Source organism: Couchioplanes azureus (genome assembly GCF_014648355.1).
GTDB lineage: Bacteria > Actinomycetota > Actinomycetes > Mycobacteriales > Micromonosporaceae > Actinoplanes > Actinoplanes azureus.
In genome coordinates, this window is sequence record NZ_BMQY01000004.1 from 257,757 (window position 1) to 283,415 (window position 25,659).

At 73.7% G+C, this 25,659-nt stretch carries 24 protein-coding genes, 1 pseudogene and 1 riboswitch; of the genes and pseudogenes, 5 read left to right on the top strand and 20 right to left on the bottom strand.

The window, feature by feature from the left end; genetic code table 11:
- Nucleotides 1-18: 18 nt before the first annotated feature.
- From IEY99_RS16335 to IEY99_RS16345, 3 genes are read right to left on the bottom strand one after another with little or no spacing between them, the layout of a single operon-like run.
- Nucleotides 19-681, bottom strand: a complete 663-nt coding sequence (locus tag IEY99_RS16335; RefSeq protein ID WP_189204066.1) for a class I SAM-dependent methyltransferase — start codon at nt 679-681, stop codon at nt 19-21.
- Nucleotides 678-1,172, bottom strand: coding sequence for a peptide deformylase (gene def / locus IEY99_RS16340; RefSeq protein WP_189204068.1), 495 nt, complete (start codon nt 1,170-1,172; stop codon nt 678-680). The genes IEY99_RS16335 and def overlap by 4 nt, the downstream gene beginning before the upstream one ends.
- Before the next feature lie 41 nt (nt 1,173-1,213).
- Nucleotides 1,214-2,473: a chorismate-binding protein gene (locus IEY99_RS16345; RefSeq protein WP_189204807.1), complete on the bottom strand. Its 1,260-nt coding sequence runs from the start codon at nt 2,471-2,473 to the stop codon at nt 1,214-1,216.
- A gap of 122 nt (nt 2,474-2,595) precedes the next feature.
- Between IEY99_RS16345 and IEY99_RS16350 the strand changes: the two genes are divergently transcribed.
- A complete protein-coding gene (locus IEY99_RS16350) occupies nt 2,596-2,796 on the top strand; it encodes a DUF5999 family protein (protein WP_189204070.1) in 201 nt (66 codons plus the stop codon).
- Nucleotides 2,797-2,938: 142 nt separating this feature from the next.
- On the opposite strand, the gene gcvP is transcribed toward IEY99_RS16350, so the two are convergent.
- Nucleotides 2,939-5,743, bottom strand: a complete 2,805-nt coding sequence (gene gcvP / locus IEY99_RS16355; protein WP_189204073.1) for an aminomethyl-transferring glycine dehydrogenase — start codon at nt 5,741-5,743, stop codon at nt 2,939-2,941.
- Nucleotides 5,744-5,816: 73 nt separating this feature from the next.
- Nucleotides 5,817-5,910: riboswitch (glycine riboswitch) on the bottom strand.
- 59 nt (nt 5,911-5,969) lie between these two features.
- Between gcvP and IEY99_RS16360 the strand changes: the two are divergent.
- Together IEY99_RS16360 and IEY99_RS16365 are read left to right on the top strand one after the other, a co-directional pair.
- Nucleotides 5,970-6,359 (top strand): annotated as a pseudogene (locus IEY99_RS16360) (nucleotidyltransferase domain-containing protein); the annotation flags it as partial.
- Nucleotides 6,360-6,607: 248 nt separating this feature from the next.
- The gene (locus IEY99_RS16365; protein WP_189204077.1) at nt 6,608-6,955 is read left to right on the top strand and encodes a hypothetical protein; all 348 of its coding nucleotides are present in this window, start codon (nt 6,608-6,610) and stop codon (nt 6,953-6,955) included.
- Between the two features lie 127 nt (nt 6,956-7,082).
- On the opposite strand, the gene dgt is transcribed toward IEY99_RS16365, so the two are convergent.
- The 3 genes from dgt to IEY99_RS16380 all read right to left on the bottom strand — a co-directional run bounded on the left by dgt (nt 7,083) and on the right by IEY99_RS16380 (nt 12,165).
- The gene (gene dgt / locus IEY99_RS16370; RefSeq protein ID WP_189204079.1) at nt 7,083-8,561 is read right to left on the bottom strand and encodes a dGTP triphosphohydrolase; all 1,479 of its coding nucleotides are present in this window, start codon (nt 8,559-8,561) and stop codon (nt 7,083-7,085) included.
- A gap of 160 nt (nt 8,562-8,721) precedes the next feature.
- A complete protein-coding gene (locus tag IEY99_RS16375; protein WP_189204081.1) occupies nt 8,722-11,208 on the bottom strand; it encodes a DEAD/DEAH box helicase in 2,487 nt (828 codons plus the stop codon).
- A 312-nt stretch (nt 11,209-11,520) separates the two neighbouring features.
- Complete coding sequence (locus IEY99_RS16380) at nt 11,521-12,165, bottom strand: nucleotidyl transferase AbiEii/AbiGii toxin family protein (RefSeq protein ID WP_189204083.1); 645 nt, start codon at nt 12,163-12,165, stop codon at nt 11,521-11,523.
- A 203-nt stretch (nt 12,166-12,368) separates the two neighbouring features.
- Here IEY99_RS16380 and IEY99_RS16385 point away from each other — a divergent pair, with 203 nt between their 5' ends.
- Nucleotides 12,369-13,169 carry a DUF3152 domain-containing protein gene (locus tag IEY99_RS16385; protein WP_229798776.1) on the top strand — a complete coding sequence of 267 codons (801 nt, stop codon included), beginning with the start codon at nt 12,369-12,371 and terminating at the stop codon, nt 13,167-13,169.
- Between the two features lie 6 nt (nt 13,170-13,175).
- On the opposite strand, the gene IEY99_RS16390 is transcribed toward IEY99_RS16385, so the two are convergent.
- Together IEY99_RS16390 and IEY99_RS16395 are read right to left on the bottom strand one after the other, a co-directional pair.
- A complete protein-coding gene (locus tag IEY99_RS16390) occupies nt 13,176-13,946 on the bottom strand; it encodes a DUF3152 domain-containing protein (protein WP_189204085.1) in 771 nt (256 codons plus the stop codon).
- A gap of 113 nt (nt 13,947-14,059) precedes the next feature.
- Complete coding sequence (locus IEY99_RS16395; protein WP_229798778.1) at nt 14,060-14,950, bottom strand: EamA family transporter; 891 nt, start codon at nt 14,948-14,950, stop codon at nt 14,060-14,062.
- A 66-nt stretch (nt 14,951-15,016) separates the two neighbouring features.
- On the opposite strand from IEY99_RS16395, the gene IEY99_RS16400 reads away from it, so the two are divergent.
- Nucleotides 15,017-15,928: a LysR family transcriptional regulator gene (locus IEY99_RS16400; protein ID WP_229798780.1), complete on the top strand. Its 912-nt coding sequence runs from the start codon at nt 15,017-15,019 to the stop codon at nt 15,926-15,928.
- A gap of 28 nt (nt 15,929-15,956) precedes the next feature.
- Here IEY99_RS16400 and IEY99_RS16405 read toward each other — a convergent pair whose 3' ends face one another.
- The 11 genes from IEY99_RS16405 to IEY99_RS16455 form a co-directional block, all read right to left on the bottom strand.
- On the bottom strand, nt 15,957-16,508 hold the full coding sequence (locus tag IEY99_RS16405) for a MerR family transcriptional regulator (RefSeq protein ID WP_189204087.1): 552 nt from the start codon (nt 16,506-16,508) through the stop codon (nt 15,957-15,959).
- 173 nt (nt 16,509-16,681) lie between these two features.
- On the bottom strand, nt 16,682-17,146 hold the full coding sequence (locus IEY99_RS16410; RefSeq protein WP_189204089.1) for a bifunctional nuclease family protein: 465 nt from the start codon (nt 17,144-17,146) through the stop codon (nt 16,682-16,684).
- A gap of 268 nt (nt 17,147-17,414) precedes the next feature.
- Nucleotides 17,415-18,095, bottom strand: a complete 681-nt coding sequence (gene ftsR, locus IEY99_RS16415) for a transcriptional regulator FtsR (protein ID WP_229798782.1) — start codon at nt 18,093-18,095, stop codon at nt 17,415-17,417.
- 59 nt (nt 18,096-18,154) lie between these two features.
- Complete coding sequence (gene odhI / locus IEY99_RS16420) at nt 18,155-18,607, bottom strand: oxoglutarate dehydrogenase inhibitor Odhl (RefSeq protein WP_189204093.1); 453 nt, start codon at nt 18,605-18,607, stop codon at nt 18,155-18,157.
- A 222-nt stretch (nt 18,608-18,829) separates the two neighbouring features.
- Nucleotides 18,830-19,210: a glycine cleavage system protein GcvH gene (gcvH, locus tag IEY99_RS16425; RefSeq protein ID WP_071803904.1), complete on the bottom strand. Its 381-nt coding sequence runs from the start codon at nt 19,208-19,210 to the stop codon at nt 18,830-18,832.
- Nucleotides 19,211-19,238: 28 nt separating this feature from the next.
- Nucleotides 19,239-20,180: a DUF881 domain-containing protein gene (locus IEY99_RS16430; RefSeq protein WP_229798784.1), complete on the bottom strand. Its 942-nt coding sequence runs from the start codon at nt 20,178-20,180 to the stop codon at nt 19,239-19,241.
- A gap of 10 nt (nt 20,181-20,190) precedes the next feature.
- Complete coding sequence (locus tag IEY99_RS16435; protein ID WP_071803906.1) at nt 20,191-20,523, bottom strand: small basic family protein; 333 nt, start codon at nt 20,521-20,523, stop codon at nt 20,191-20,193.
- Nucleotides 20,520-21,407 carry a DUF881 domain-containing protein gene (locus tag IEY99_RS16440; RefSeq protein WP_189204095.1) on the bottom strand — a complete coding sequence of 296 codons (888 nt, stop codon included), beginning with the start codon at nt 21,405-21,407 and terminating at the stop codon, nt 20,520-20,522. The genes IEY99_RS16435 and IEY99_RS16440 overlap by 4 nt, the downstream gene beginning before the upstream one ends.
- Nucleotides 21,404-22,021: a cardiolipin synthase ClsA gene (clsA, locus tag IEY99_RS16445; RefSeq protein ID WP_189204097.1), complete on the bottom strand. Its 618-nt coding sequence runs from the start codon at nt 22,019-22,021 to the stop codon at nt 21,404-21,406. The genes IEY99_RS16440 and clsA overlap by 4 nt, the downstream gene beginning before the upstream one ends.
- 179 nt (nt 22,022-22,200) lie before the next feature.
- Nucleotides 22,201-24,153 carry a VWA domain-containing protein gene (locus IEY99_RS16450; protein WP_189204099.1) on the bottom strand — a complete coding sequence of 651 codons (1,953 nt, stop codon included), beginning with the start codon at nt 24,151-24,153 and terminating at the stop codon, nt 22,201-22,203.
- Nucleotide 24,154: 1 nt separating this feature from the next.
- Nucleotides 24,155-25,564, bottom strand: coding sequence for a sigma 54-interacting transcriptional regulator (locus IEY99_RS16455; RefSeq protein ID WP_189204101.1), 1,410 nt, complete (start codon nt 25,562-25,564; stop codon nt 24,155-24,157).
- Nucleotides 25,565-25,659: the final 95 nt, after the last annotated feature.

A 25,659-nucleotide genomic window follows, 5' to 3' on the forward strand; every position in this document is an offset into this window, starting at 1 on the left:
GCCCCGGGCCGGCGCCGGTCACGGCGCGGCCCGGAACTCGGCGCGCCACCGGGCCACCCGCGGGTCGTCCGGGTCGCCGAGGTGCTCCACGGACACCGGCGTGAGGCCGGCGCCGAAGGCGTCGATCTCACGCCGCGACAGCGGCCACGGCGGGCCCTCGGGCTCGGGCGTCGCGGCCGCCGCGATCACCAGCAGGGTCCCGCCGGGCGCCACCAGCGGCGCGACGGCGGCGATCGCCCGGCCGCGCAGCGGCTCCGGCAGGGCCTGCACGTTGTTGCTCTCCACGACCAGGTCGAAGCCGTGCCGCCAGGAGGCCGGCGGCTCGAGCAGGTCCGCCACGACGTAGCCGACCGGCGAGTCCGGATGCCGCTGCCGGGCGGTGCGCACCGCGGTGCCGGAGATGTCGAAGGCGGTCACCGCGAAGCCCAGCCCGGCCAGGAACTCGGCGTCGCGGCCGAGCCCGCACCCGACCACCAGGGCCCGGCGACCGCCCCCGGCGACGGCGCCGCGCCGGGCCCACTCCGCGAGGTACCGGCTGGGCTGCGGCACGTCCCAGGGCACCTCGGCCGCCCCGGCGCCGGCCTGCGCGTACAGCCGCTCGAACCAGCCGGTCGCATCGCCCGCGGCGAGCGACTCCGCGGCCAGGCGGACGACGTCCCGCCGGGGCCCGGGGGTGGTCATGCCGGCATGGGACGGGTGCGGCGCAACTCCCGCAGCGCCTGGCGGCGGGTGTCCCCGGTCAGGATGTCGATGTAGAGACGGCCGTCGAGGTGGTCGGTCTCGTGCTGCAGCGCGCGGGCCAGGAAGCCGGTGCCCGCGATGGTCAGCGGCTCGCCGTGCATGTCGAAGCCGGTCGCGGTGACCGCCATCGCCCGCGGGGTGGCGAAGCCCATCCCGGGCAGCGACAGGCAGCCCTCCTCGTCGTCCTGCTCGCCCTCGAAGCCGGACAGGACCGGGTTGACGAGGTGACCCACCACGCCGTCCACGTGGTACGAGAAGACCCGCAGGCCGACCCCGATCTGCGGGGCCGCGACGCCGGCGCGGCCGGGCTCGCGCACGGTGTCCTCCAGGTCCGTGACCAGCCGGCGCAGGTCGTCATCGAAAACGGTCACAGGCTCGGCGGGAGTGCGCAGCACGGGATCGCCGAACATCCGGATGGGACGCACAGTCATGCCCCAACCCTAACGATCCACTGTATGCACCGGAAGCCCCGTCACTCGTTACCGGAGCCGGGCCGTCCGCCCGCCAGCGCGGCCCGGATCGGGCCCGCCTTGGCGGCCGCCTCGTCCACCTCCGCGCCGGGGTCGCTGTCCCAGGTGATGCCTCCGCCGGCCCACAGGTGCACCCGGCCGCCGGCGACCGCGGCCGTGCGGATGGTCAGCCCCAGGTCCAGGTGGTCGGTGCCGACCCAGCCCAGGGCGCCCATGCTGACGCCGCGCCCGACCGGCTCCAGGGCGGCGATCACGTCCAGGGCGGCCAGCTTGGGTGCACCCGTCACCGAGCCGCCCGGGCACATCGCGCGCAGCAGCCCCGCCAGGCCGAGATCGGCCTCGATCGGCGCGGACACCTGCGACTCGGCCTGCCAGAGGCCGGACCAGCGGCGCACGGCGAACAGCTCGTCCACCCGCACCGGGCCGACGCCGCCCAGCCGGGACAGGTCGTTGCGCTCCAGGTCGACGATCATCACGTGCTCGGCCCGCTCCTTGGCGGAGCCGAGCAGCTCCCGGCGGCCCTCCGGAGTGGCCGGGCGGGTGCCCTTGATGGGCCGCGTGACGACCCGGCCGCCGCGGACCTCCACCAGGGTCTCCGGCGAGGCCGTCGCGATCGCCCAGTCGCGCCCTGTCAGAATCCCGCCATACCGCGCTCCGGGCAATGTGGTTACCCGCTGTAGGGCCGGGCCCGGATCTCCCGTGTACGGCGCGCTCACATGGCCTACGACGTTCACCTGATAGACGTCCCCCCGGCGGATCGCCGCACGGACCTGACGGACCGCGTGTGCGTGCTCCTCCCGGGTCCAGCTGTCCTCCCAGGGTCCCAGGGACCAGGCGGCCGGAGATGACTCGGAGTCACCGTTCGGCAGCGCCGGGAGGTCGTCCGGGGTGGGCTGCCCGCCGTCGGTGTGCCGGTACAGAACCGCTACCACGTCGGGGATTCCGGGAACCGGGCTCGGCCGCCCGGGCGCCCCGCCGGCCATCACCGAACCGGCCGCGGCCGACACGTACAGTGAAGAGCCGCAGGGGGTCCCGGCGCCGAACGGGTGAAAACCACTGGCCGTTCGGCCCAATTTTCGCACCGGCAGTCCGTTGTCCTCCAGCCAAGCTGTCACAAGCTCAGCAGGGTCACCACCGTCACTCTGGGACCACTCGAACCGGCATGACGGACGGTGACGGCGCTGGCAGGAGGCCGGAGAACCCGGTGGAACGGCTGGCGCCGCTGTCGCACAGTGGTCGTATCCGCGGCCACCGTGGAACATCTGAACAGTGGATTCGCTCAATGGGGCACCGTCACTCGCTCCACCCGGACTCGTTCCGATGGGAGTAGTGTTCGCCACCGTTGATGTGAAGAACGACACAACCCCCGACACGGAGACCTCCGATGTGCCAGCACCAAACTCCCTGCCCCTCCGCTGAGGCCGTGGACCGCGAGGCGGCCCGCATCGTGGCGACCTTCCCCGAGCAGGGATGGAGCCTGCTCTGCAACGGCGTCATCCTCTTCGAGGACACCGGCGAGCTGCTGCCCGACGGCAGCAAGATCGAACCGCACCGCGGCCCGGCCCGCCACGCCCTCGCCGCCTGACCGGCCCCGCGGCACACCCGGGGCCGGCCCGGCCCCGCCGTGGCCCCGCCCGGCCGAACCGAGCGGCGCCACGCGACACCCGCAGCGGTGTCCGGGCGCGACACCGGCCGGTGAACGCCACCGGCCCGGCGACCGCCCCCACTCACTCCTCGAACGCCTCCGGCGACGGACACGAACACACCAGGTTCCGATCCCCGTAGGCACCGTCGATGCGGCGCACCGGCGGCCAGTACTTCGCCGACCGGTCCACACCCTCCGGGAAACCCGCCAGCGACCGCGGATACGCGTGCGGCCACTCGTCCGCCGACACCGCCGCCGCCGTGTGCGGGGCGTGACGCAGCGGATTGTCGTCCCGCGGCCACTCCCCCGCCGCCACCCGGTCGATCTCGCCCTTGATCGCGATCATCGCTTCGCAGAACCGGTCCAGCTCCGCCAGATCCTCGCTCTCGGTCGGCTCCACCATCAACGTGCCCGCCACCGGGAACGACATCGTCGGCGCGTGGAAGCCGTAGTCGATCAACCGCTTCGCCACGTCGTCCACGGACACGCCCGTCGCCTTCGTGATCGGCCGCAGGTCCAGGATGCACTCGTGCGCGACCAGGCCCTCGTTGCCCGCGTACAGCACCGGGTAGTGCTCGCGCAGGCGCACCGCCACGTAGTTCGCCGCCAGCACCGCCACCGACGTCGCCTGCGCCAGGCCGTCCGGGCCCATCATCCGCAGGTACGCCCACGAGATCGGCAGAATGCCCGCCGAACCATGCGCCGCCGCCGACACCGCATGGTGATCGCCCGGCTCCAGCGGATCGCCCGGCAGGAACTCCGCCAGGTGCGAGCGCACCGCCACCGGGCCCACACCCGGCCCACCGCCGCCGTGCGGGATGCAGAACGTCTTGTGCAGGTTCAGGTGCGACACGTCCGCACCGAACCTGCCCGGGCGGGCGAACCCGACCAGCGCGTTCAGGTTCGCGCCGTCGACGTACACCTGCCCGCCCGCGTCGTGCACCTTGGCGCACAGCTCCGCGATGCCCCGCTCGTACACCCCGTGCGTCGACGGGTACGTCACCATGATCGCGGCGAGCGCGTCGCGGTGCCGGTCGATCTTCGCATCCAGGTCCGCCAGGTCCACGTTGCCGTTGTCGTCGCACGCCACCACGACCACCCGCATGCCCGCCATCACCGCGCTGGCCGCGTTCGTGCCGTGCGCGCTCGACGGGATCAGGCACACGTCGCGGTGCACGTCGCCGCGCGACCGGTGATAGCCCCGGATCGCCAGCAGGCCCGCCAGCTCACCCTGCGAACCCGCGTTCGGCTGCACGCTCACCGCGTCGTACCCGGTGATCTCCGCCAGCCAGGCCTCCAGCTGCGCCACCAGCGCCTCGTAGCCCGCCGTGCGCGACGCCGGCGCGAACGGGTGGATGTTCGCGAACTCCGGCCACGTGACCGGCTCCATCTCCGTGGTCGCGTTCAGCTTCATCGTGCACGACCCCAGCGGGATCATGCCCCGGTCCAGCGCATAGTCGGAATCGGACAGCCGGCGCAGATAGCGCAGCATCGCCGTCTCCGAGTGATGCGTCGAGAACACCGGATGGGTCAGATAGTTCGACGTACGCGCGAGCGGACGCGCACCACACTCCGCCGGCGCCGCCGGCGCGGCACCGAAGGCCGCCAAAACCTGCGCCACGACCGCCGCCGTGGTGGTCTCGTCACACGCGACCGACACCCGGTCCTCGTCGACGAAGCGCAGGTCGATGCCGGCCTCCGCCGCCGTCGCGACCACCGCCGCCGCCCGGGCCGGGACCACCGCGGTCACCGTGTCGAAGAACGCCGCGTGCGCCACCTCCACGCCCGCAGACCGCAGACCGCCCGCCAGCGCCAGCGCGTGCCCGTGCACCCGCTCGGCGATCGCCCGCAGCCCCCGCGGGCCGTGGTAGACCGCGTACATGCTCGCCATCACCGCCAGCAGGACCTGCGCGGTGCAGATGTTGCTCGTCGCCCGCTCCCGGCGGATGTGCTGCTCACGCGTCTGCAACGCGAGCCGGTACGCCGGGGCGCCGTCCGCGTCGCGCGACACGCCGACCAGCCGGCCCGGCAGCGACCGCTCCAGGCCGGCGCGCACCGCCAGATAGCCGGCGTGCGGCCCGCCGAAGCCCAGCGGCACCCCGAACCGCTGCGTCGTGCCCGCCGCGATGTCCGCACCGATCTCACCCGGCGCGCGCAGCAGCGTCAGCGCCAGCAGATCCGCGGCCACCGTCACCAGCGCACCCGCCGCGTGCGCCGCCGCCACCAGCGGCTTGTGGTCGCGCACCGCGCCGGACGCACCCGGATACTGCAGGTGCAGCCCGAAGAACTCCGCCGGCAGCTCCGCGCCCGCGTCCAGGTCCACCAGGCGCACCTCGATGCCCAGCGGCTCCGCCCGGGTCCGCAGCACGGACAGGGTCTGCGGCAACGTGTCCGCGTCCACCGCGTACACGTTGCTCTTGCTCTTCGACGAGCGGCGCGCCAGCGTCATCGCCTCCGCGACCGCCGTGCCCTCGTCCAGCATCGACGCGTTCGCCGTGGCCATGCCCGTCAGGTCGGTCACCATCGTCTGGAAGTTCAGCAGCGCCTCCAGGCGCCCCTGGCTGATCTCCGGCTGGTACGGCGTGTACGCCGTGTACCACGCCGGGTTCTCCAGCACGTTGCGCCGGATCACCGCCGGCGTCACCGTCCCGTAGTAGCCCAGCCCGATCATCGACGTGCTGAGCGCGTTGCGCCCGGCGATCTCCCGCAGCTCCGCGATCGTCTCCTCCTCGGAGGCGGCCGGCGGCAGCTCCAGCGTGCCGTGCCAGCGGATCACCTCCGGGATCGCGGCATCCATCAGCGCCTCCAGCGACGCGTACCCGACCGCCTTGAGCATCTGGGTCTGCGCGTCCGGATCCGGACCGATGTGGCGATGTGCGAACGTCATGGCGGCTCCAGGGGCGACGAGGTCGACGGGCAACCTCCCCCTCTGTCATACCCACGAGCGCACTCCAGAGTCGCCTGCCCCCGCGGTCCTTTTGCCTGAGAGGTTCCGGGGAGGATTTGCCCCTTCGGCGCCACCGGCGAACCGGCGGTCTCTCCCGCGTGGGTGGTACGGCTGCGAACAACCTACCAGCGACGTTGTCCGGCACCCTCCTCCTAGGGTGTGGTGTGTGACCTACCCGCCCCACACCGTCCTCGCGGTGGTGGTCGGCTCCCGCGCGTACGGCCTCGACGGCCCGGACTCCGACCACGACCGCCGAGGCGTCTTCGCCGCGCCCACCCGCGCGTTCTGGCACCTCGACAAGCCGCCCACCCACCTCGACGGCCCCCGCGAGGAACAGTTCTCCTGGGAGATCGAACGCTTCTGCACCCTCGCCCTGCAAGCCAACCCCACGGTGCTGGAAGTGCTCTGGACACCGCTGGTCGAACACGCCACCCCGGACGGCCACGAGCTGCGTGCGGCCCGCACGGCCTTCCTCTCCCGCAAGGTCGCCCAGACGTACGGCGCATACGCCCGCGACCAGCTCAAACGCGTCGCCGCCCGGCGGCAGCGCACCGGCGGCGGTCGAGGCACTGCACCAGCTGGTCGTCCGCGCCCGGCTCTCCGGCACGGTCGACGGCAGCTGAGCGGCTCCGGCTGATCATCGGCGCCTTCGCCCCTGATCGTCTCCGGGCCGGCCGAGCCGGGGCCGGGTGGGGCGGTCGGCGAAGCCGTCGTCTTCGGGGTGTCCGGGCGCTCCGCGCCTAGAGCATCCTAGGAACCTAGGGGTTACCCGGTGCTGGTCGGCGGCGGTTTACGCTGGTCCCCATGCCCACCCGCGCGAGCGACGCACCGGTCGCCCACCTGGCGCGTCCGCACCGGCCCGTCGTGGTCGCCGGGACCCTCGCCGAGCTCACCGGGCCGACCCGCGGCCTGGTCGAGCTGCCGCTGCGCCTCTGGTGGCATCCCCGCCGCGCCTTCGACCTCGGCGAGCGCACGATGCTGCTGTGGATGTACGAGAACGTGCTGCGCGAGGCGATCCGCGTCGACGAGCTGCGCGCGCACCTCGACGGGCCGACGCTGGCGCGGGTCTGGCCGGAGCTCAACCTGCCCCGCGGCGTCCGCGCGGCCTGGGAAGCCCGCCACCCGAGCCTGCGCCGCCGGGCGTCGGCCTAGGTCCACGCGCCCCGGACCGCCCTGACGACGTCCGCGCCGCCGAGGCGGCGGCACCCCGAGCCTCGCGGCGCGAGCGGCGGGGCGGGCCGCGCCGGGTAGGAGCCTGGCCGGGGTGTGCGGGTAAGCCTCAGTACAAGCGTGGTTTCGCGGACCGCGCCTGGCGGCCGTAGAGCCAGTCGAAGAGGTCGTCGACCTGGCTGTCGGTCAGCCCGCACAGGAAGTCCGGGATGAGCCGCCGGCGCAGGGAGCCGTCCGGGTCGAAGGCCGGGTCCTGGTCGATGGAGCGCAGCATGCGCCGCATCGGGTCCGGCAGCAGTGCGGGGTCGGACTCCAGGAGCTCCGCCAGCCGGACCGCCACCAGCCGCAGGGTCGCCTTGTCCCCGGTCTGGCGGTCGCCGACGACCCGCGACGTGATGACGTGGCCGCTGATCGCCTTCAGGATCTGGATCTCGTGCCACCTCAGCGGCCCCAGGCCGATGAACGGCCCGCCCGGCCAGTGCGGCTCGGCGGGGGCTCCGGGGGCCAGATGCACGTCGGCGATGTACTCGCCGATCAGCTGCGAGCAGTGCCAGCGCACCTGGCCGATCTCGTCGGCGAGACCGGTGAAGGGCCGGGGTACGGCCCGCAGCAGACGCTCGCGGACGCGGCGGAGCGCCTGTGCCATGAGGGACGCGTCGAAGTAGTCCGCGTAGTCGCCGGCCAGCTTGCGCTGCAAGGACACGACGGCCGGCGAGTGGTCGTCGACGAGCTCCCGCACCGCCTCGACGTCGACGACCCGGGCGAGCAGGAAGTCCTCCAGGTCGTGGATCGCGGAGCTGATGTCGTCGGCCACATCCAGGATCGAGGCCTCCAGGGTCTGCACCTCGCCGGCAAGGGCGTCGGCGCAGAAGCAGCGGGCCTCGGAGATCTCGGTGCTGTCCTCCACGTACGCGCCGAACCTGCACCAGTGCCGGCGGTAGTCCGGATCGCCCTCGACGAAGTCGTCGTGGTCCACCAGCATCGGCCGGCGCACCCACGGGTACTTGAGGATCGCGGCGCGGGTCGCCCGGGTGAGGTCCATCCCGGGTGACCCCTGGTACTTGCGTTCGAGCCGGGAGACGATGCGCAGCGTCTGCGCGTGCGGTGAGAAGCCGTCGGCGAGTCCCAGCTCCGTGCGGGCCACCTCGTCGAGGATCCGCTCCCCCGCGGGACCGAACGGCGCGTGACCCAGGTCGTGGGCGAGGCCGGCGGCCTCGGCGACGTCGACGTCCAGGCCGCCCAGGGCACGCAGCCTGTCCCGGCGCTCCATGTCCTGCTCCGCGTCGCCGATCAGCAGCTGTTCGGCGATGCTGCGGGACACCTGGGCGACGCGCAGGGAGTGCGTCATCCTGTTGTGCAGCAGGATCGAGTCGCAGGGGCGGTGGTTGACCACCTGCGTCACGCCGGTGAGCCGCATCCACGCCGAGGAGTAGAGGATGCGGTCGCGGTCGCGCATCCCCTCGGTGCGGGCATCGGTGGGCGACGGGTCCTGGTGCCAGCGCCGGCCGTCCCTCGCCGCCTCATGACACATGTCCCGGGCGACCCGTCTCGGTGAGGAAAGAACCGCCACGGGCAGGGCAGTCGTCATCGCTGGTCGCCCTTCGTCACGGGTGCCGCACACCGCTCTCCTGCGCACAAAGCATGGCATGACGAGGGCGTCCGCCCGGCGAATCGGCGAGATGCCGCGGACCCGGAGCCGGGACCGGGGTCACCTGGGTAACCCCAGGAACACCGGCCTCAGGGGCACCTCAGTGCGGCCCGACGGCGAGGATGCGGATCGCCGCGGCGCCGGCCTCGTCGCTGGCGGCCAGGTCGATCTCGGCGTCGATGCCCCAGTCGTGGTCACCCTCCGGGTCCTCGAAGACCTGGCGGACCTTCCACACGGCCGGGCCCGCGTCGATGTGCAGCAGCGCCGGGCCGCGGGCCGCCGGGCCGGTGCCGACCACCGGGTACTCGGCGTAGTAGTCCTCCAGCGCCTCGATCCAGCGGTCCGTCGTCCAGCCCGACTCCGCGTCCAGCTCGCCCAGCTCCTCCGCGCGGCGCAGCGCGAACAGCTCTACTCGGCGGAACATGGCATTGCGGACCAGGACGCGGAAGGCGCGGGTGTTGCGGGTGACCGCCGGCGGCCTGTCGTCCAGCGGGGCCGGTTCGGCGATCTCCGCGCCCGGGTTGCGCAGCCGCTCCCACTCGTCGAGCAGGCTGGAGTCCACCTGGCGGACCAGCTCGCCGAGCCATTCGATGAGGTCCGTCAGCTCCTCCGTCCGTGCGTCCTCCGGCACCGTCTGGCGCAGCGCCCGGAACGCGTCGGCGAGGTAGCGCAGCACGAGCCCTTCGGAGCGGGACAGGCCGTAGAAGGACACGTACTCGGTGAAGGTCATCGCGCGCTCGTACATGTCACGGACGACGGCCTTGGGCTTCAGCTCGTGGTCGGCGACCCAGGGGTGTCCGCGCCGGTAGGTCTCGTATGCGGCTTCGAGGAGCTCCCTCAGGGGCTTGGGGTACGTGACCTCCTCGAGCAGCTCCATGCGCTGGTCGTACTCGATGCCCTCGGCCTTCATGGCGTTGACCGCCTCGCCCTTGGCCTTGAACTGCTGGGCCGACAGCACCTGGCGCGGGTCCTCCAGGGTCGCCTCGATGACCGACACGACGTCGAGCGGATAGTCCGGCGACTCCTTGTCGAGCAGTTCGAGGCAGGCCAGCGCGAACGGGGACAGGGCCTGGTTGAGGGCGAAGTCGAGCTGCAGGTCGTCCACGAGGCGGTAGGCGCCGCCGACCTTCTCGATCACCCCGCCGGCGAGCAGCGCCCGGGCGATGGCGATGGCGCGGCGGATGTGCCGGCGCCGGGCGGCGGGCTCCTCGTGGTTGTCGGTGAGCAGGTGCCGCATGGACGCGAACGGGTCGCCGCCGCGGGCGATGACGTTCAGCAGCATCGCGTGCGAGACCTGGAACGACGAGGTGAGCGGCTCGGGATCGGCCGCGACCAGCCGGTCGAACGTGGGCTGTCCCCAGCCGATGGTGCCCTCCGGTGGCTTCTTGCGGACCACCTTGCGGCGCTTCTTGGGATCGTCGCCGGCCTTGGCGAGCGCGCGCTCGTTGTCGATGACGTGTTCGGGCGCCTGCACGATGACCGTGCCGAGGATGTCGAAGCCGGCCCGGCCCGCGCGGCCGGCGATCTGGTGGAACTCGCGGGCCTTGAGCAGGCGGGTCCGCACCCCGTCGTACTTGGACAGGCCGGTGAACAGCACCGTGCGGATCGGGACGTTGATGCCGACGCCGAGGGTGTCCGTGCCGCAGATGACCTTGAGCAGGCCGGCCTGGGCGAGGGTCTCCACCAGGCGGCGGTACTTGGGCAGCATGCCCGCGTGGTGCACGCCGATGCCGTGGCGGACCAGGCGCGACAGCGTACGCCCGAAGCCCGCGGTGAACCGGAAGTTGCCCAGCGCGGCGGCGATGGCATCTTTCTCGGCGCGGGTGCACATGTTGATGCTCATCAGCGACTGCGCCCGTTCCAGGGCGGCCGCCTGGGTGAAGTGCACGATGTACACCGGCGCCTGGCGGGTGGTGAGCAGCTCCTCGATGGTCTCGTGCAGCGGCGTCATCGCGTACGAGAACATCAGCGGGACCGGCCGCTCGGCGTTGGCGACCACGGCGGTCTCCCGGCCGGTGCGCCGGGTCAGGTCCTCGACGAAGCGGGTGGTGTCACCGAGCGTCGCCGACATGAGCAGGAACTGCGCCTGGGGCAGCTCGATGAGCGGCACCTGCCAGGCCCAGCCCCGGTCGGGCTCGGCGTAGAAGTGGAACTCGTCCATGACGACCTGGCCGACGTCCGCCTCGGCGCCCTCGCGCAGCGCCAGGTTGGCGAGGATCTCGGCGGTGCAGCAGATGATGGGGGCGTCGGCGTTGACGCTGGCGTCGCCGGTCAGCATGCCGACGTTGTGCGCGCCGAACGTCGCGCAGAGGGCGAAGAACTTCTCCGACACCAGTGCCTTGATCGGCGCGGTGTAGAAGGTGGTGCGCTTGTCGGCCAGCGCCGCGAAGTGCGCGCCGGTGGCCACCAGGCTCTTGCCGGAGCCGGTCGGGGTGTTGAGGATGACGTTCGCCCCGGTGGCGATCTCGATGAGCGCCTCTTCCTGGTGCGGGTAGAGCGTCAGGCCCTGCTCGGTCGCCCAGGTCTGGAAGGCGTCGAAGACGGCGTCGGGTTCGGCGGTGCCGGGCAGGCGTTCGGTCAGCGTCATGATGCCTGCAGTCTATGAGCAGCCCGGTGGCACACAGCACCGTGGCCGGGCGCGCACCGCGCCCGGCCACGGAAGGGACCTTGCTGTGGAGTGGAGCGTGACCTACGCGGCGAACGCCGCGTAGATCGGGCCGGCGACGCTGCCCGCGAGGCCGATGACGGCGGCGAAGACGGCGATGGTGGAACCGATTCTCAGGCGCATGTCGGGAGCCTTTCCGGTGTGACTGGCCTCGCTGACAGCAAGATTCGGCGTCGCCGGTTGCGGCGCGGGACCCGCTCGGTTGCCAATGGGTTGCCGGCGGCCGGAAGGGGGTCAGCGGGGCCAGGACGCCAGGCGGCGGCGCAGCGCCGCCACCTCGCCGGGGCCGAGGCCGTAGACCGCGAACCGGGCGTCGTCGAGGCGGTCCAGGTAGCGCCCGGCGTCGGCGATGTCGTCGGCATCGAGGGACTCGTCGAGCGCGTGGGCCAGGGCGAGCACCCGGGCCAGCGGATAGCGCTCGAGGGCGGCGGCCACGTCGATGTAGTCTCGGACCTCGCGCCGGTTGACCAGGGCGGCGACCTTGGACGCGACCAGGTCGTCGAGGTGCATGACCGGGCCGACGTCCATGACCACCGGGGCGCGGCGCCGGTCGAGCCGGGTGAGCGTCAGCCGCAGCGCCCGGCGGCCGTCGGCGACGTGGTACTCCCGCAGGTCCTCGTCCATGCCGGCGAACATCTCCTCGCCGGTCTCCCGGAACACCTGGTATCCCGCCTCGGTGAGGGCCCGCGTCACCCCGGCGGCGGCGGCCCGCACCGCGCCGGCGGTGTCGGTGAACAGGTCGATGTCCTCGGTGTGGCGCCGGACCAGGCCGTTGACGAGCCAGGCGACGCCGCCACCGAGCACGAAGCCGTGCTTGCGCGCCACCCCGAGCGCGATGGTGGCCACGTCGCGGTAGAAGTCGTCGATGTGTGCGGTCACCGGCAGACCGTAGCGTCCGCCTCCGACAGAAAAGGTGCGGAGTTTTATTCACATCCGCCACACATCCGCTTCTCTATCTTCTTCTGTCTGCCTGACATCCGCGGCGACGACGGGAGTGACACGATGGGTGGCCGGAGCGTGACCGAGCCGGCGGCGGCGTGACCAAGCGCTCAGCGCACCGGCGCCCCAGCCGATGGTCAGGCGTGACACGGTCCTGGTCGGTGCTGGCGGCGTTGCTGCTGCTCGTGCTGCCCGGACTCGTCCTGATCGGCATCGCGGTCCACTCCCCGGGCACCCCGGCCGACCGGCCGGCCGTCGCGGCACCGCCGCCCGCACCGCCCGCTCCCACCCGGCCGACGCCGAAGACCGACCGGGCCACCCGAGTGGAGAAGATCACCTATCCGGCGCGCGGCCGGGGCGACTGGCGGACGGCGCCCGGCTCGGACCGCACCGGCGGCAAGCGGGGCACGCTGCTGCGCTACCGGGTGCTCATGGAGTCGGACATCAAGGGCGTCAGCGTGGGTACGTTCGCCGACGCGGTCACCGCCGCCCTCGACGACCCGCGCGGGTGGACGGCCGAGGGCACGCTGCGGCTGCGGCGCGTCGGCCCGGGTCAGCCGTACGACTTCACGATCTACCTGGTCACCCCCGTGACCCGCGACGTGCTCTGCGAGGACGCCGCCGACGGCTACACGTCCTGCCGCAACGGCGACAAGGTCGTGCTCAACGTGGCCCGCTGGGCCAAGGGCGTACCCGGCTACGGCGCCGCGCTGCCGGTCTACCGGCAGTACCTGGTCAACCACGAGGTGGGTCACCGGCTGGGCCACGACCACGAGCTGTGTCCCGGCGCGGGCCGGCCCGCGCCGGTCATGCAGCAGCAGACGCTGGGGATGCACGGCTGCGCCGCCAACCCGTGGCCGTACCGGGACGGCAAGCGCTATGCCGGCCGGCCGGGGGCGTACGACGACGCCGCACCGGGACGCGAGGGCGACCACGGCGCCTGAGGTGGCTCAGGAGGAACCGCCCTCGCGCGGGGGCACCTCGTCCTCGTAGGCGCCCGGGGCGCCCGCGTACCGCTCGCCGTCGCGGTAAGGCCAGGGGTTCGGCGTGCAGCCGTGCATACCGAGGGTCTGCTGCTGCATGACCGGCGCGGGCCGGCCCTTGCCCGGGCACAGCTCGTGGCCCTGGCCGAGGCGGTGGCCGACCTCGTGGTTGACCAGGTACTGCCGGTAGACCGGCAGGCCCGCCCGGTATCCCGGCACGCCCTTGGCCCAGCGGGCCACGTTGAGGACCACCTTGTCGCCGTTGCGGCAGGACGTGTAGCCGTCGGCGGCGTCCTGGCACAGCAGGTCGCGGGTGCCGGGCGTCACCAGGTAGACCGTGAAGTCGTGCGGCTGCCGGCGGTCCACCCGGCGGAACGACCGGTCGCCGCCGGCGGTCCAGCCCCGCGGGTCGGCGAGCGTCGCCCGGACGGCGTCGGCGAACGTGGCCGCGCTGATGCCCTTGATGTCCTTCTCCACCAGAACCCGGTAGCGCAACAGGGTGCCGTGGCGCGCCCCGGCGGGTTCGGCGCCGGCGGCGGTGAACGCCCCGGCGCCCGCGGCTGGATAGGTGATCTTCTCCAGGCGCGGCTTCGGGGCGGCCGCGGCGCGCGGCGACGCCGGCGGCGACGCGGGCACGAACGCCGGTGCGGCGCCACCGGGGCCGGCGGTGGCGGGAGTGCAGCCGGCGAGCAGGGCGGCGGCAAGGACGGCCTGGGCGGCGGGACCGCGGACGGGCATGGTCTTCTCCTTCGCACGAGGGGCAGTGCGACAGAGAAGACCCGTGAGGGCCCCGAAAAGTTGATCTCGATCGTTGTCAACCTTTTCCGGGCGTCACCCGTCCTGGCCCGGCCTCAGCAGGCGCCGGCGGCCGCGGGAACCGAGACCGCCGGGCGCTCGGGTGCGGGTTCGCGGCGGCTGCCCGTGCGTTCGGCGCCGATGCCCGCCGCCACCACGACGGCGATGCCGACGAGCGGGCCCCAGCCGGGCCGCTGGCCCAGCACGACCAGGCCGATGATCAGCGCGAGGGCCGGCTCGATGCTCATCAGCGTGCCGAAGGCCGACATGGTGAGCCGGCGCAGTGCCAGCAGTTCCAGCGCGAACGGCGCCACGGGCAGGATCACCGCCAGGGCGAGCCCGGCGAGCGCCACCTGCCAGGTCAGCCCCACGAGCACCGAGGGGCCGGCGACCACGGTGGCGACCAGGGCGGCGACCGGCATCGACACCGCCAGCCCGCGCAGCCCCGAGACGCCGTCGCCCACCCGCTGGGTCAGCACGATGTACGCCGCCCAGCACGCCGCCGCCCCCAGCGCGAACGCCGCGCCGGCCGGGTCGATGCCGCCCTGCCAGGGCTCGGTGAGCAGCACCACCCCCACCGCCGCCAGCGCCGGCCACAGCGCGGTGCCCCGCCGCCCGCGCACCACCGCGACGCCGAGCGGGCCCAGGAACTCCAGGGCGCTGGCGGTGCCCAGCGGCAGCCGGGCGACGGCCGCCATGAACAGGATCGTCACGCCGGCCGTCACGACTCCCAGCGCCGCGCAGGCGAGCAGCGTGTCGCGGGAGAACGCGCGGGGGCGCGGGCGCACGAGCACGAGCAGGACGACCGCCGCCCAGGCGAGCCGCAGCCAGGCGGTGCCCGCCGCGCCGAGGCGGTCCAGCAGGCCGGTCGAGGCGGCCAGGCCGAGCTGGACGAGGAGCATCGCGGCGAGGGCCATCGCCGTCCCGGTACGGGCGTCACTACGCATGCGCTCCAGTGAAAGCCCGGTCCACCGTTCGCGTCCACGTGATAGTCATGGACATACCGTTCGACGATGACGGACAATCTTTCGGTGGAGACCCGCCGCCTGCGCCTACTGCTCGAACTGTCGCGACGAGGGTCGATGCGCGAGGTGGCGGATGCGATGCACCTCACCACCTCCACCGTGTCCCAGCAGCTCGCCGTCCTGGCCAGGGAGGCCGGCGCGACCCTCGTCGAGCCGGACGGCCGGCGGGTGCGGCTCACCCCGGCCGGGCGCCGGCTGGCCGAGCACGCGGTCACCATCCTCGCCGCGGTCGACGCCGCGCGCCTGGACCTGGATCCGGACGCGGTGCCGTCCGGGGACGTGCGGGTGGCCGGCTTCGCCACCGCCGTACGCCGCTCGCTGCTGCCGGCCGCGGCCGTCCTCGCCCGCGACCATCCCCGGGTCCGCCTGCTCATCCACGAGCACGAGCCGTCCGAGGCGTTCGCGCTCCTCGCCGCCGACGCGGTCGACCTGGCGCTGACCTACGACTACAACCTCGCCCCGGCGGCCTTCGACGCCACGCTGGAGACGACCGCCCTGTGGTCGGTGCCGTGGGGGCTCGCCGTGCCGGCCGGGGCGCCCGGCACCCGCTTCGCCGACTTCGCGGCCGCGGACTGGATCGTCAACTCGCGCAACACGGCGGACGAGGAGGTGGTCCGCACCGTCGCGTCCCTGGAGGGCGTCGAGGCCCGCGTCGCGCATCGGGCCGACAGCCTGGAGCTGGTCGAGGACCTCATCGTGGCGGGCCTGGGCGTGGGCCTGCTGCCGGCCGGGCGGCCGCCGGCGCCCGGCGTGCGGTTGCTGCCGCTGCCCGGCGCCCCGGTCTCGCTGCGCAGCTACGCCGTGGTCCGGCGCGGCCGGGCCGCGTGGCCGCCGCTGGCCCTGGTGCTGCGCCTGCTGCGGTCCGTCCCGGCGGTGGCCGGGGACCGGCCGTCACCCTGAAGAGGCGCCGGCCCGGCGGCGCGCGGGATCAGCCCGCGCGGCGGCGGGCGCGGCGGGCGGCCAGCTCGTCACCGGCCGCCGGCTCGGCCGGGGCGCCGACCGGCTGCGGCGCGGCGGCGGGCTCGGCGGGCAGGTGCGACAGCGAGCCCTGGATCTCCTTGAAGGCCCCGCCGATGGCGATGCCGAAGACGCCCTGGCCGCCCTGGAGCAGATCCACGACCTCCTCCGGCGAGCGGCACTCGTACACGGTGGTGCCGTCGGAGATCAGCGTGATGCCGGCCAGGTCGTCCACCCCGCGCGAGCGGAGCGTCTCGATCGCCTTGCGGATGTTCTGCAGCGACACCCCGGCGTCGAGCAGGCGCTTCACCACCTTGAGTACCACCAGGTCGCGGAACGAGTAGAGGCGCTGCGTGCCGGAACCCGACGCGTCACGGATGCTGGGCACGACGAGCGCGGTGCGGGCCCAGTAGTCGAGCTGGCGATAGCTGATACCGACCGCCTGGCACGCGGTGACCCCGCGATAGCCGACCTCACCGTCCTCGCCGACGAGAGGACCCTCCTGAGGATCTGAGCCGTGCACGCGACTACCTCCCCGCTGCGCGGTGCCGCTTCACCTGGACCTAACGAGCCTATAACTCAGCGTGCCCGGAAGCAGGGAGGTAATGCCGCGACACGCCGCGTACGGACGACCGGACATGTGGCGAACGTCGATACATTCGGCCGCAAAACGCCGCCCGGTGGCGCACGCCACGGTCAGCCGGCGAAGTCCTCCGGGCGGACCTGGTCGAGGAACTCCCGGAACTTCTCGACCTCGTCCTCCTGCTCGTCCGGGATGACGATGCCGGCCTCGGTGAGCACCTGGTCCGCGCAGCGGATCGGGGCGCCCACCCGCAGCGCCAGCGCGATCGAGTCGCTCGGGCGCGCCGAGATGCGCAGGCTGTCGCCGATCAGCAGGTCGGCGTAGAAGACGTTCTCTTTGAGTTCCGTGATCTCGACGGCCTTCAGTGGCGCCTCCAGCGCCGCCAGGACGTCCCGGAGCAGATCATGGGTCAGGGGCCGCGCCGGCTTGACGCCCTGCTGCTCGTACGCGATGGCGGTCGCTTCCACCGCGCCGATCCAGATCGGTAGGTACCGATCGCCGTCGACCTCCCTGAGCAGGACGATCGGCTGGTTGCTGGGCAGCTCCACCCGAACCCCGACCACGCTCAGCTCGCGCACCGCCCGCCTCCGTGTCGCACGTCGTCGCCGCCCCGTCCGTCACCGCGCGAAGCGGTGATCGTCAGGCTGTATCCCGCCCTATCCTGCACGGTACACGGACGCCGCCGGACAAGCGCCACACGAGGTCCGTGTCCGATCCCCCTGGCCATACCCCGCCGGACCGGGCCGAACCGCAGGTCGGCGGCCCGATCGGGCACCGCGCGTCCGCGCTGCGCCGTCGCACGGGTCACAGCCGCCCGGTTAAGCGCTCGGCGTAACCGGGCGCCGCTCAGCGTCCGAGGGTGTCGCGCAGGCCCGCGCGCACCAGTGCCGCATGCAGCCGCTGCGACAACGCCTGCAGCTCCCGGGCCGTCTCCGCCGCCCGGGCCCGCGCCGCCGGGTCCTGCTGGCGCACCAGCGGCGCCAGCAGCTGGGCGAACAACCCCACCTCACGGTCCGCGCCGGCGCGGAAGGCGCGCAGGTGACGCGCCTCGAGGCCGTGGCGGGTCAGGCCGGCGACCGCCTCCACGATGACCACCGCGTCGCCGTCGTACCAGCCGGGCGGGCGGGAGGTGACCAGCCCGATCCGTTCGAGCTCGCTGAGCAGTGGCTCCGCGACGCCCGTGCGTTCGATCAGATCTGCCCGGGCCACCCGGGCGTCCGCCGCGTCCGCGGCGACCTCCGCCTCGGAACCCACCGCGACCAGCGACGGGCGCTGCCGGCTCAGCGGGTCGTCGCCGCGCTCGAGGGCCTCGAGCTGCTCGCGGATGACCCGCAGCGGGAGGTACTGGTCGCGCTGCGCGGTCAGCACGAACCGCAGCCGGGCCACGTCGTTCCACGAGTACTTGCGGTAGCCGGAGGCGGTACGCTGCGGGTCGACCAGCCCTTCCGCCTCCAGGAACCGGAGCTTGGAGATCGTCGTGTCGGGGAACTCCGTGCGCAGCTGGGCCAGCACCTCCCCGATGCTCATCAGCGCGACGTCACGACCCGGGCGCGCGCCCGGGTCGTGTGCGGCCGCCCCCGCCGGGTTCACGCCCCGCCGCCCTCGCCCTCCGGCCGCGGGCCGGCGATGAAGACCAGGCGGAACTTGCCGATCTGGACCTCGTCGCCGTTGCTCAGGGTCGCGGACTCGACCCGCTCACGGTTGACGTACGTGCCGTTGAGCGAGCCGACGTCACGCACGGTGAACGTACCCCCGGCACGGTGGAACTCGGCGTGCCGGCGCGACACCGTCACGTCGTCGAGGAAGATGTCGCTGTCGGGGTGCCGCCCGCTCGTGGTCACGTCGTGATCCAGCAGGAACCGCGCGCCCGCGTTGGGGCCCCGGCGCACCACCAGCAGGGCCATCCCGGGCGGCAGCGAGCCGGACATGCGGCTCGGCACCACGTCGGTCTCGGGACCCTCGAGCACCTCGTCGAGCGCTCCGAGGTTCAGCGTGGACGTGACGTCGAGCGGGGGGAACTCGTCGTCTGGGCGCGTCATGGACCACCTCACGGATCTGTTTCGGTCGCCGCCCGACGACGAAGGGTGAGCGAGCCGGACGTGAGGTCCGGAGCGCAGCGCCCCCCGCCGCCGCTGCCCGGTACTCCGGACGTACGACTATCGGTTTCGAAGTAATAACAGTTCTACATGTGCCCCGCGAGCCTAGTCAGCGCCGAAATGGCGGGCAACCGGACGCGCGGGCGACGGGCGGACCGGTCCGGCTCAGCCGTCGGTCAGCGCCTTGTACGCCTCGGCGTCCAGCAGGCCGGAGAGCGCCGCGGGATCCTCCGGGGCGATCTCCACCAGCCACCCGGCGGCGTACGGCTCGGCGTTGATCAGCTCCGGCTCGTCGGCGAGCGTGGCGTTGCGGGCGACCACCGTGCCCGCGACGGGCGCGTAGATCTCCGACACGCTCTTGGTCGACTCGATCTCGCCGAGCTGGTCACCGGCCTGCACCGTGGTGCCCTCCTCGGGCAGCTGCACGAAGACGATGTCGCCGAGCGCGTCCTGCGCGAAGTGGGTGATGCCCACGCGCACGGGCCCGGTGCCGTCACCGGACACCCACTCGTGCTCGGCCGTGTACCGCAGATCCTCGGGAATCACGCATTCCTCCGTTGAGAAGCGCGCCCGCTCAGGAGGCCGGGCGCGCGTACTGCAGGCTGGCTGGCTGACGCACCGCGGTCACCTCGACCGTGGTGCGCTGCTCCATGGTCACGTTACCGCCGGCCTGGCTCACCGACGCGACCACCCCACCGGGGATCTGCAGGGCGGTCTGCATGGTCGCCGGCACGCCGATCACCCAGAGCGTGTACGGGCCGCTGAGCTGCTTGCCGTCGACCATGATGTCACCGCCGTCGGCATCGACGAAGTACGACGACGCGACGATGCGCACCGAGACGCCGTTGTTGCCCAGCAGCTCCATGACCTCCCCGCCGGCGCCGCGCAGCTCCTGCACGGCGTTGAGGATCGCCGACGCCTTCAGCGGCTGCCCCCGCGGGTCGACGGTGATCTTCAACCCGGGCCCGCGGGCGGGGAGCGTGCCGGAGAGCAGACCGAGCTCCTGCGCGCGCTTGCCCGCCTCCGCCAGGGCGGCCTGGCGACCGGCCACACCGGAGGTCAGCTGCCGCTGGCTCTCCTCGAGGGCGTTGATCTCCTGCTGCAGCCGCTGGTCCCGGGCCTCCAGATCGGACAGGATCCGGACCAGGTCCTCCTGCCGGGCCGAAGCCAGGCCGGAGTCCGCGTCGTTGCTGCGCAGCTGGACCACGAGGGTGAAGCCGAACAGCGCCAGCAGCACCCAGATGAGCGCGCCCGCCGACGACAGCCGGCGCCAGGGCGCGACGACCGGCGCGGCACTCACCGCATCGGGTGACGCCGCGGGCGCCGGCTCGTCCGGGACCGGTGGTTCCGCCGGCTCGGACGCCCCGGGCCCGGGCTCCGGCCCGGACGGCGCCCCGGAAGGCGCGGCCTCGACCGGGGCCGCCTCGACCGGAGCCGCTGGCTCGACCGGGGCGGTCTCGACCGGCTCCGGCGGGGTGTCGCCGGGCCGGTCCTGAGGGTCCTTCTCGTCGCTCATCGCCGCCGCCCTATGCCCGGAACAGGTGCCGGCGGATCGCCGCCACGTTGCCGAAGATGCGCACGCCGAGGACCACCACGACGCCCGTGGAGAGCTGGCCGCCCACGCCGAGCTGGTCACCCAGGTAGACGATCAGCGCCGCCACCACCACGTTGGCGATGAACGACACGACGAACTGCTTGTCGTCGAAGATGCCGTCGAGCTTCGCCCGTACCCCGCCGAAGACCGCGTCGAGCGCGGCGACGACCGCGATGGGAAGGTACGGCTGCAGCGCCGGTGGCACCGTGGGATGGAACACGATCCCCAGGACGACACCGGCGATCAGGGCGAGTACGGCGATCATCTGCCGCCTTTCGACGGGGAGCCGGCCGCCGACGGTGACGGCGGCGTGGACGGGGTGGCCTGGCGCAGGTTCGGCTCGGTGGCGGCGTCGAGGGTCACGTCGTGCACCTCCGCCACGTCGTACGACATGCCGAACTTGGTGTGCAGGGCCCGGAAGAACCGGCCGGCCGTGCCGTCGCGGAAGTTCTCCACGAGCGACTCCGGCCCGATCGCGACGACCTGGTACGGCGTGGTCACCGGCCGGAAGTCGACGAGGATCGCCTGCCCGGCCTGGCGGATGGTCGAGGTCGAGGTGAGCCGCTGGCCGTTGACCGCGATCGCCTCGGCGCCGGCCGCCCAGAGCGCGTTGGTGGCGAGCTGCAGGTCGGTGTCGCGGACGCGGGCCTCGCTGCGGCGCTCCCCGGTGGCCGGGTCGACGGGGGTCGGCCCGTCGCCGACGGTGACCCGCGCGCCCGAGCCGCGCACCGGCGCCAGCCCGGTCTCCGCCTCCAGGTCGCGCAGCCGGGCCACGGCGGCGCCGCCGAGCTGACGCTCGCGCAGGTCGGCGACCTCCGCGCGGAGCCGCTCGGCGCGGATCTGCAGCTCCGCGGTCTCCTCCCGGCGGTTCTGCACCTGCTCGATGAGGGTGTCGCGGGCCTGCGCCCGGGCCGGCTCGTCGGCGACGGTCTGCCGGTAGGCGACGACCAGCAGGAAACCGACCCCGGCCAGGGTCAGCGCGGTGACCGCGCGCAACAGCTTGCGGCGGGTGGCGGACGGGCCCTCGCCACGGGCCCGGCGCGCCGCGGCGTCGGCGTACCCCGGGTCGAGCGGGTTGCGGAACAGCTCGGTGAGGAAGTCCGGGGTGTAGGTCCGGGGCTGCGCGCCGCCGCCGTCGGGCGAGGTCATCCGGCGACTGCCTCGCGCCGCTCGGCGGCGCGGTCCGCGCGCAGCATCGCGCGGGCCTGCGCCAGGTAGAGGACGGCGGCGGCCCAGTAGAGGCCGAGCGCCCACCACGCCAGACCCCAGCCGATGGGCGCGGCGACCGCCTCGGTCGCCGGCACCGCCGCGGCCAGCAGCAGCACGGGGAAGGCGCCCAGCAGCACGAACGTGCCGGTCTTGCCGACGTAGTGCACCGGCGGCGGGCCGTAGCCGTGGCGGCGCAGCACCAGCAGGGCGACGGCCAGGACGGCCTCGCGCAGCAGCAGGGCGCCGGCCAGCCACCAGGGGATGATCTCGCGTACGGTGAAGCCGGTGAGGGTGGCCAGGATGTAGAGCCGGTCGGCGAACGGGTCGAGCAGCTCACCGAGGCGGCTGACCGAGTTCATCCGGCGGGCGACGTAGCCGTCGACCCAGTCGGTGGTGCCGCCGAGCGCGAGCACGACCACCGCCGCGACGTCGTGCTCCGGGCCGAGCAGCAGGTAGAGGAAGAGCGGCACGCCCAGCAGCCGGACGAAGCTGATGACGTTGGGCAGGGTCCAGATGCGGTTGCTGGCGGCGACGGGCGCAGCGTGCTGCGACATGGCGCCCCCTTCTCCCCCGGACCCGGCGACGAGCCTCGGCGCCGTCCCTGACCGCCGTCTCCGCCCCGCCGGGCCGCTCACTCGCCGAGTCACTATATCCAGCCCCGCCGTGGCCGAGGAGCACCCCGTGCCGGGCGCCACCACCCGTAAGTCATCCTAGGAAGATAGGCTGACGCCGGTCACCGCCGGCCGCGCCGGCTGCGCACGTAGTCGTCCACCACGTAGCGGCCGAGCTCGCTCACGTCCGGGCTGAACACGCGTCCGCCACTGCGCTGGGCCACCGCGTCCACGAACCGCCGCAGACCCGGGTCCTCCCCCAGCATGAAGACGTTCAGTGTGGCGCCGTACCGGGTGAGCTGGTCCACCTCGCGCACGGTGAGCCGGACCGTCTCCGGGGTCGTCGGCCAGGAGAAGAACGCCTCGCCGTCCGCCTCGAGATGCGCGGTCGGCTCGCCGTCGGTGACCACCAGCACCACGGGCTCCGCGCCGGGATGCCGGCGCAGGTGGCGGCCGGCGAGCTTGAGCGCATGCTGCAGGTTGGTGCCCTGGACCAGCTCCGGCTCGACCGCCGCCAGCTCGCCCTGCGACAGCGTCATCGCGTGCCGCCCGAAGCCCACGATCTGCAGCGAGTCCTGCGGGAACCGCGTCGCCACCAGGTGCGACAGCGCCAGGGCCGTCTGCTTCATCGGGCCCCACCGGCCGTCGGCGAGCATCGAGTACGACAGGTCGACGCAGAGCGCCACCACGGCCGAGGCCCGCCGCTCGGTCTCGGCGACCTCGAAGTCCTCCGGCGCCAGGCGTACGGGCAGCAGCCCGGCGCCGTGGCCCGCCCGGCGCCGGACCGCGTTGCCGACGGTACGCACCACGTCGAGCGGCTGCTCGTCGCCGAAGTGCCAGCGCCGCGACGAGCCGATCAGGTCGCCGGCCGCACCGGCGTCGCGCAGGTCGTGCTCGCCGCGCCGGCGGCCCGCGAGGTCGTCGAACACCCGGGCCAGCGCCGTGCGGCCGAGCCGCCGCAGCGCCTTCGGCGACAGCGTCAGCCCCGCGTCGTCGCGGGTGACCCAGCCCTGGCGGCGCAGCTCGCGCTCCAGCTCGCGCAGCCGCCGGAGGTCGTCGGCGGCGTCCCGGCCGAGCTGGCGCTCGACCGCCTGGACGTCGACGTCGTCGAGCGTGGCGCCGGGATACTCCTGGCCCAGCTGGTCGAGCAGCTCGTCCAGCTCGCCGATCTCCCCCAGCGCGGCCGCCGCGTCGCCGTAGCCGAGGTCGCCGGGACCGCGGACCCGTTCGCCGCGGCCCCAGGCGAGCTCCGGTCGCAGGTCCCGCAGGTGCCGAGTCAGCTCGGCGAGCCGGTCGCGCAGCGGCCCGTCGCCCAGGGCCTGGTCCATCAGCCGCGACAGCTCCTCGCGCTGCTGCGGGCTCAGCGAGCGCAGCAGCCGCTCGGCCGCGGCGGCCCGCCGGGCCAGCGAGTCGATCAGCTCCTCGACGCTCGCCGGGCGCTCGGGGAAGAAGTCGCCGTGCCGGGCCATGAACCGCGCGAACGCGTCGCCGGTGTCCTCGCCGCGGGCGTGGCGGCCGAGCAGGTCGGTGAGGTCGCCGATCATCTCGGCCAGCCGGGCGTCCGTGGCCGGGTCCCGGCCCCGCAGGGCGTCGCGCAGGCCGGCGAAGCGCTGCTCGACCACCTCGCGCCGCAGACCGTCCAGGATCTGCCGGTACAGGTCGCGGGCCCGGGCGCTGGCCCAGTCGTAGCCGGAGAGCTCCTCGACCGCGCGCGAGGTGGAGCGCGGCAGGGTGTCCAGCACCGCCTCGCGGAAGGGGTCGCCGCGCTCGCGCAGCTCGTCGCGCTCGGCGGCGAGCGCCTGGTCGAGCAGCTGCCGCGCGCGGGTGACCGCGCCGTCGAGGTTCCCGCGGCGCAACACCTCCCGGCGCAGCCGCTGGGCGCGGGCCCGCAGGTCGTCGAGGCCGCGGCCGTCGCGCGGGCCCCGGCGGACCAGGTCGCGCAGCGCCTCGCGCAGGCTCTCGCCGCCGAGGACGCGCTCGCCCACCTCGTCGACCGCGGCGCGCACGTCGTACGGCGGGGCGAGCGGATCCGGCCCGTCGCGCCACGCCCCGTAGCGGAACCGGTCGCCGGTCACGTCAGCTCCCGTACCGGGTACGCCCGTCGCCGGTCAGCTCCTTGGCGAGCCGGCGGGTGAGGTGCAGCCCCTCGAGCACGAACTCCACACCGGAGGCCGCCTCCCCCGGGCTCGGCGCATCGCCGAGGCCGAGGCGGTCGAGGACCTTGGCCAGCCCCGGCACGGTGCCGACCTGCGCGAGCAGCTCCCCGGCCGAGACCAGGTCGCCGGTCTCGATGGTGGTGCCCCCGGCGACGAGGCCGGTGAACCCGGACAGGTCGAGACCGGAAAGCCGGTCCCGGAACGTCTCCGCGGTCGCCAGGCGCAGCAGGTGGGCGAGGATCTCGGTCTCGCGGCCCTCCTCGCCGCTGTCGAACTCGACCTTGCCCCGCAGAGTGCTGGTGACCGACACGGTGTCGCCGATGCGGGCGACGGCCTCCCGCTCGCCGCGCAGGCCGCACCGGCGCAGCGCCGACGCCGCCACGGTCTCGGCCGCCGCGATCGCGAACCGCGCCGAGACGCCGGAGCGCGGATCCACCGCCGGCGACTCGCGCACCTGCCGGGTGTAGCGGGCCAGGACGTCGATCAGGTGGTCGGGCACGGTGGCGACCAGCGCCGCCTCCTGCCGGATCAGCGCGGTCTCGAGGGCCAGGTCCACCGGGTAGTGGGTGCGGACCTCGGCGCCGAAGCGGTCCTTGAGCGGGGTGATGATGCGGCCCCGGTTGGTGTAGTCCTCGGGGTTGGCCGTGGCGACCAGCAACAGGTCGAGGGGCAGCCGCAACTGGTAGCCGCGTACCTGCACGTCGCGCTCCTCCAGCACGTTGAGCAGCGACACCTGGATGCGCTCGGCGAGGTCGGGCAGCTCGTTGACGGCGAAGATGCCGCGGTTGGTGCGCGGCACCAGCCCGAAGTGGATGGTCTCCGGGTCGCCCAGGGCGCGTCCCTGCGCCACCTTGATCGGGTCGACGTCGCCGATGAGGTCGCCGACGCTGGTGTCCGGGGTGGCGAGCTTCTCGCCGTAGCGCTCGCGGCGGTGCAGCCAGGAGATCGGCAGGGCGTCCCCGGCCTCCTCGGCGAGCCGGCGCGACGCCGGGGTGACCGGCTGGTACGGGTGCTCGCGCAGCTCCGAGCCGGCGATGACCGGGGTCCACTCGTCGAGCAGGCCGGCCAGGGCGCGCAGCAGCCGGGTCTTGCCCTGCCCGCGCTCGCCGAGCAGCACCATGTCGTGCCCGGCGAGCAGCGCGCGCTCGACCTCGGGCAGCACGGTGTCGTCGTAGCCGACGATGCCGGGGAACCGCGGCTCGCCCCGGCGCAGCCGGTCGAGCAGGTTGTCGCGCAGCTCCTGTTTCACGGTGCGGAACTCGTGCCCGTGGGCGCGCAGGTCGCCGAGCGTACGCGGAAGGTCCGTGGGCGGGATGGGTGCCTTCGTCACCCCGCCGACGCTACTCCCGGCCCGCGGCGGGCGGCCAAGACCAGAGCCTTCCGATTGGCCCTGGTCTCCCGCACCGGTGCGCGCCAGGCTCGGCA

Coding starts and splice junctions, on each gene's coding strand:
- IEY99_RS16335 (WP_189204066.1), bottom strand. CDS start 681: ATGACCACCCCCGGGCCCCGGCGGGACGTCGTCCGCCTGGCCGCGGAG.
- def (WP_189204068.1), bottom strand. CDS start 1,172: ATGACTGTGCGTCCCATCCGGATGTTCGGCGATCCCGTGCTGCGCACT.
- IEY99_RS16345 (WP_189204807.1), bottom strand. CDS start 2,473: ATGTTCCACGGTGGCCGCGGATACGACCACTGTGCGACAGCGGCGCCA.
- IEY99_RS16350 (WP_189204070.1), top strand. CDS start 2,596: ATGTGCCAGCACCAAACTCCCTGCCCCTCCGCTGAGGCCGTGGACCGC.
- gcvP (WP_189204073.1), bottom strand. CDS start 5,743: ATGACGTTCGCACATCGCCACATCGGTCCGGATCCGGACGCGCAGACC.
- IEY99_RS16365 (WP_189204077.1), top strand. CDS start 6,608: ATGCCCACCCGCGCGAGCGACGCACCGGTCGCCCACCTGGCGCGTCCG.
- dgt (WP_189204079.1), bottom strand. CDS start 8,561: ATGACGACTGCCCTGCCCGTGGCGGTTCTTTCCTCACCGAGACGGGTC.
- IEY99_RS16375 (WP_189204081.1), bottom strand. CDS start 11,208: ATGACGCTGACCGAACGCCTGCCCGGCACCGCCGAACCCGACGCCGTC.
- IEY99_RS16390 (WP_189204085.1), bottom strand. CDS start 13,946: ATGCCCGTCCGCGGTCCCGCCGCCCAGGCCGTCCTTGCCGCCGCCCTG.
- IEY99_RS16395 (WP_229798778.1), bottom strand. CDS start 14,950: ATGCGTAGTGACGCCCGTACCGGGACGGCGATGGCCCTCGCCGCGATG.
- IEY99_RS16400 (WP_229798780.1), top strand. CDS start 15,017: ATGACGGACAATCTTTCGGTGGAGACCCGCCGCCTGCGCCTACTGCTC.
- ftsR (WP_229798782.1), bottom strand. CDS start 18,095: ATGAGCATCGGGGAGGTGCTGGCCCAGCTGCGCACGGAGTTCCCCGAC.
- odhI (WP_189204093.1), bottom strand. CDS start 18,607: ATGACGCGCCCAGACGACGAGTTCCCCCCGCTCGACGTCACGTCCACG.
- IEY99_RS16430 (WP_229798784.1), bottom strand. CDS start 20,180: ATGAGCGACGAGAAGGACCCTCAGGACCGGCCCGGCGACACCCCGCCG.
- IEY99_RS16435 (WP_071803906.1), bottom strand. CDS start 20,523: ATGATCGCCGTACTCGCCCTGATCGCCGGTGTCGTCCTGGGGATCGTG.
- IEY99_RS16440 (WP_189204095.1), bottom strand. CDS start 21,407: ATGACCTCGCCCGACGGCGGCGGCGCGCAGCCCCGGACCTACACCCCG.
- clsA (WP_189204097.1), bottom strand. CDS start 22,021: ATGTCGCAGCACGCTGCGCCCGTCGCCGCCAGCAACCGCATCTGGACC.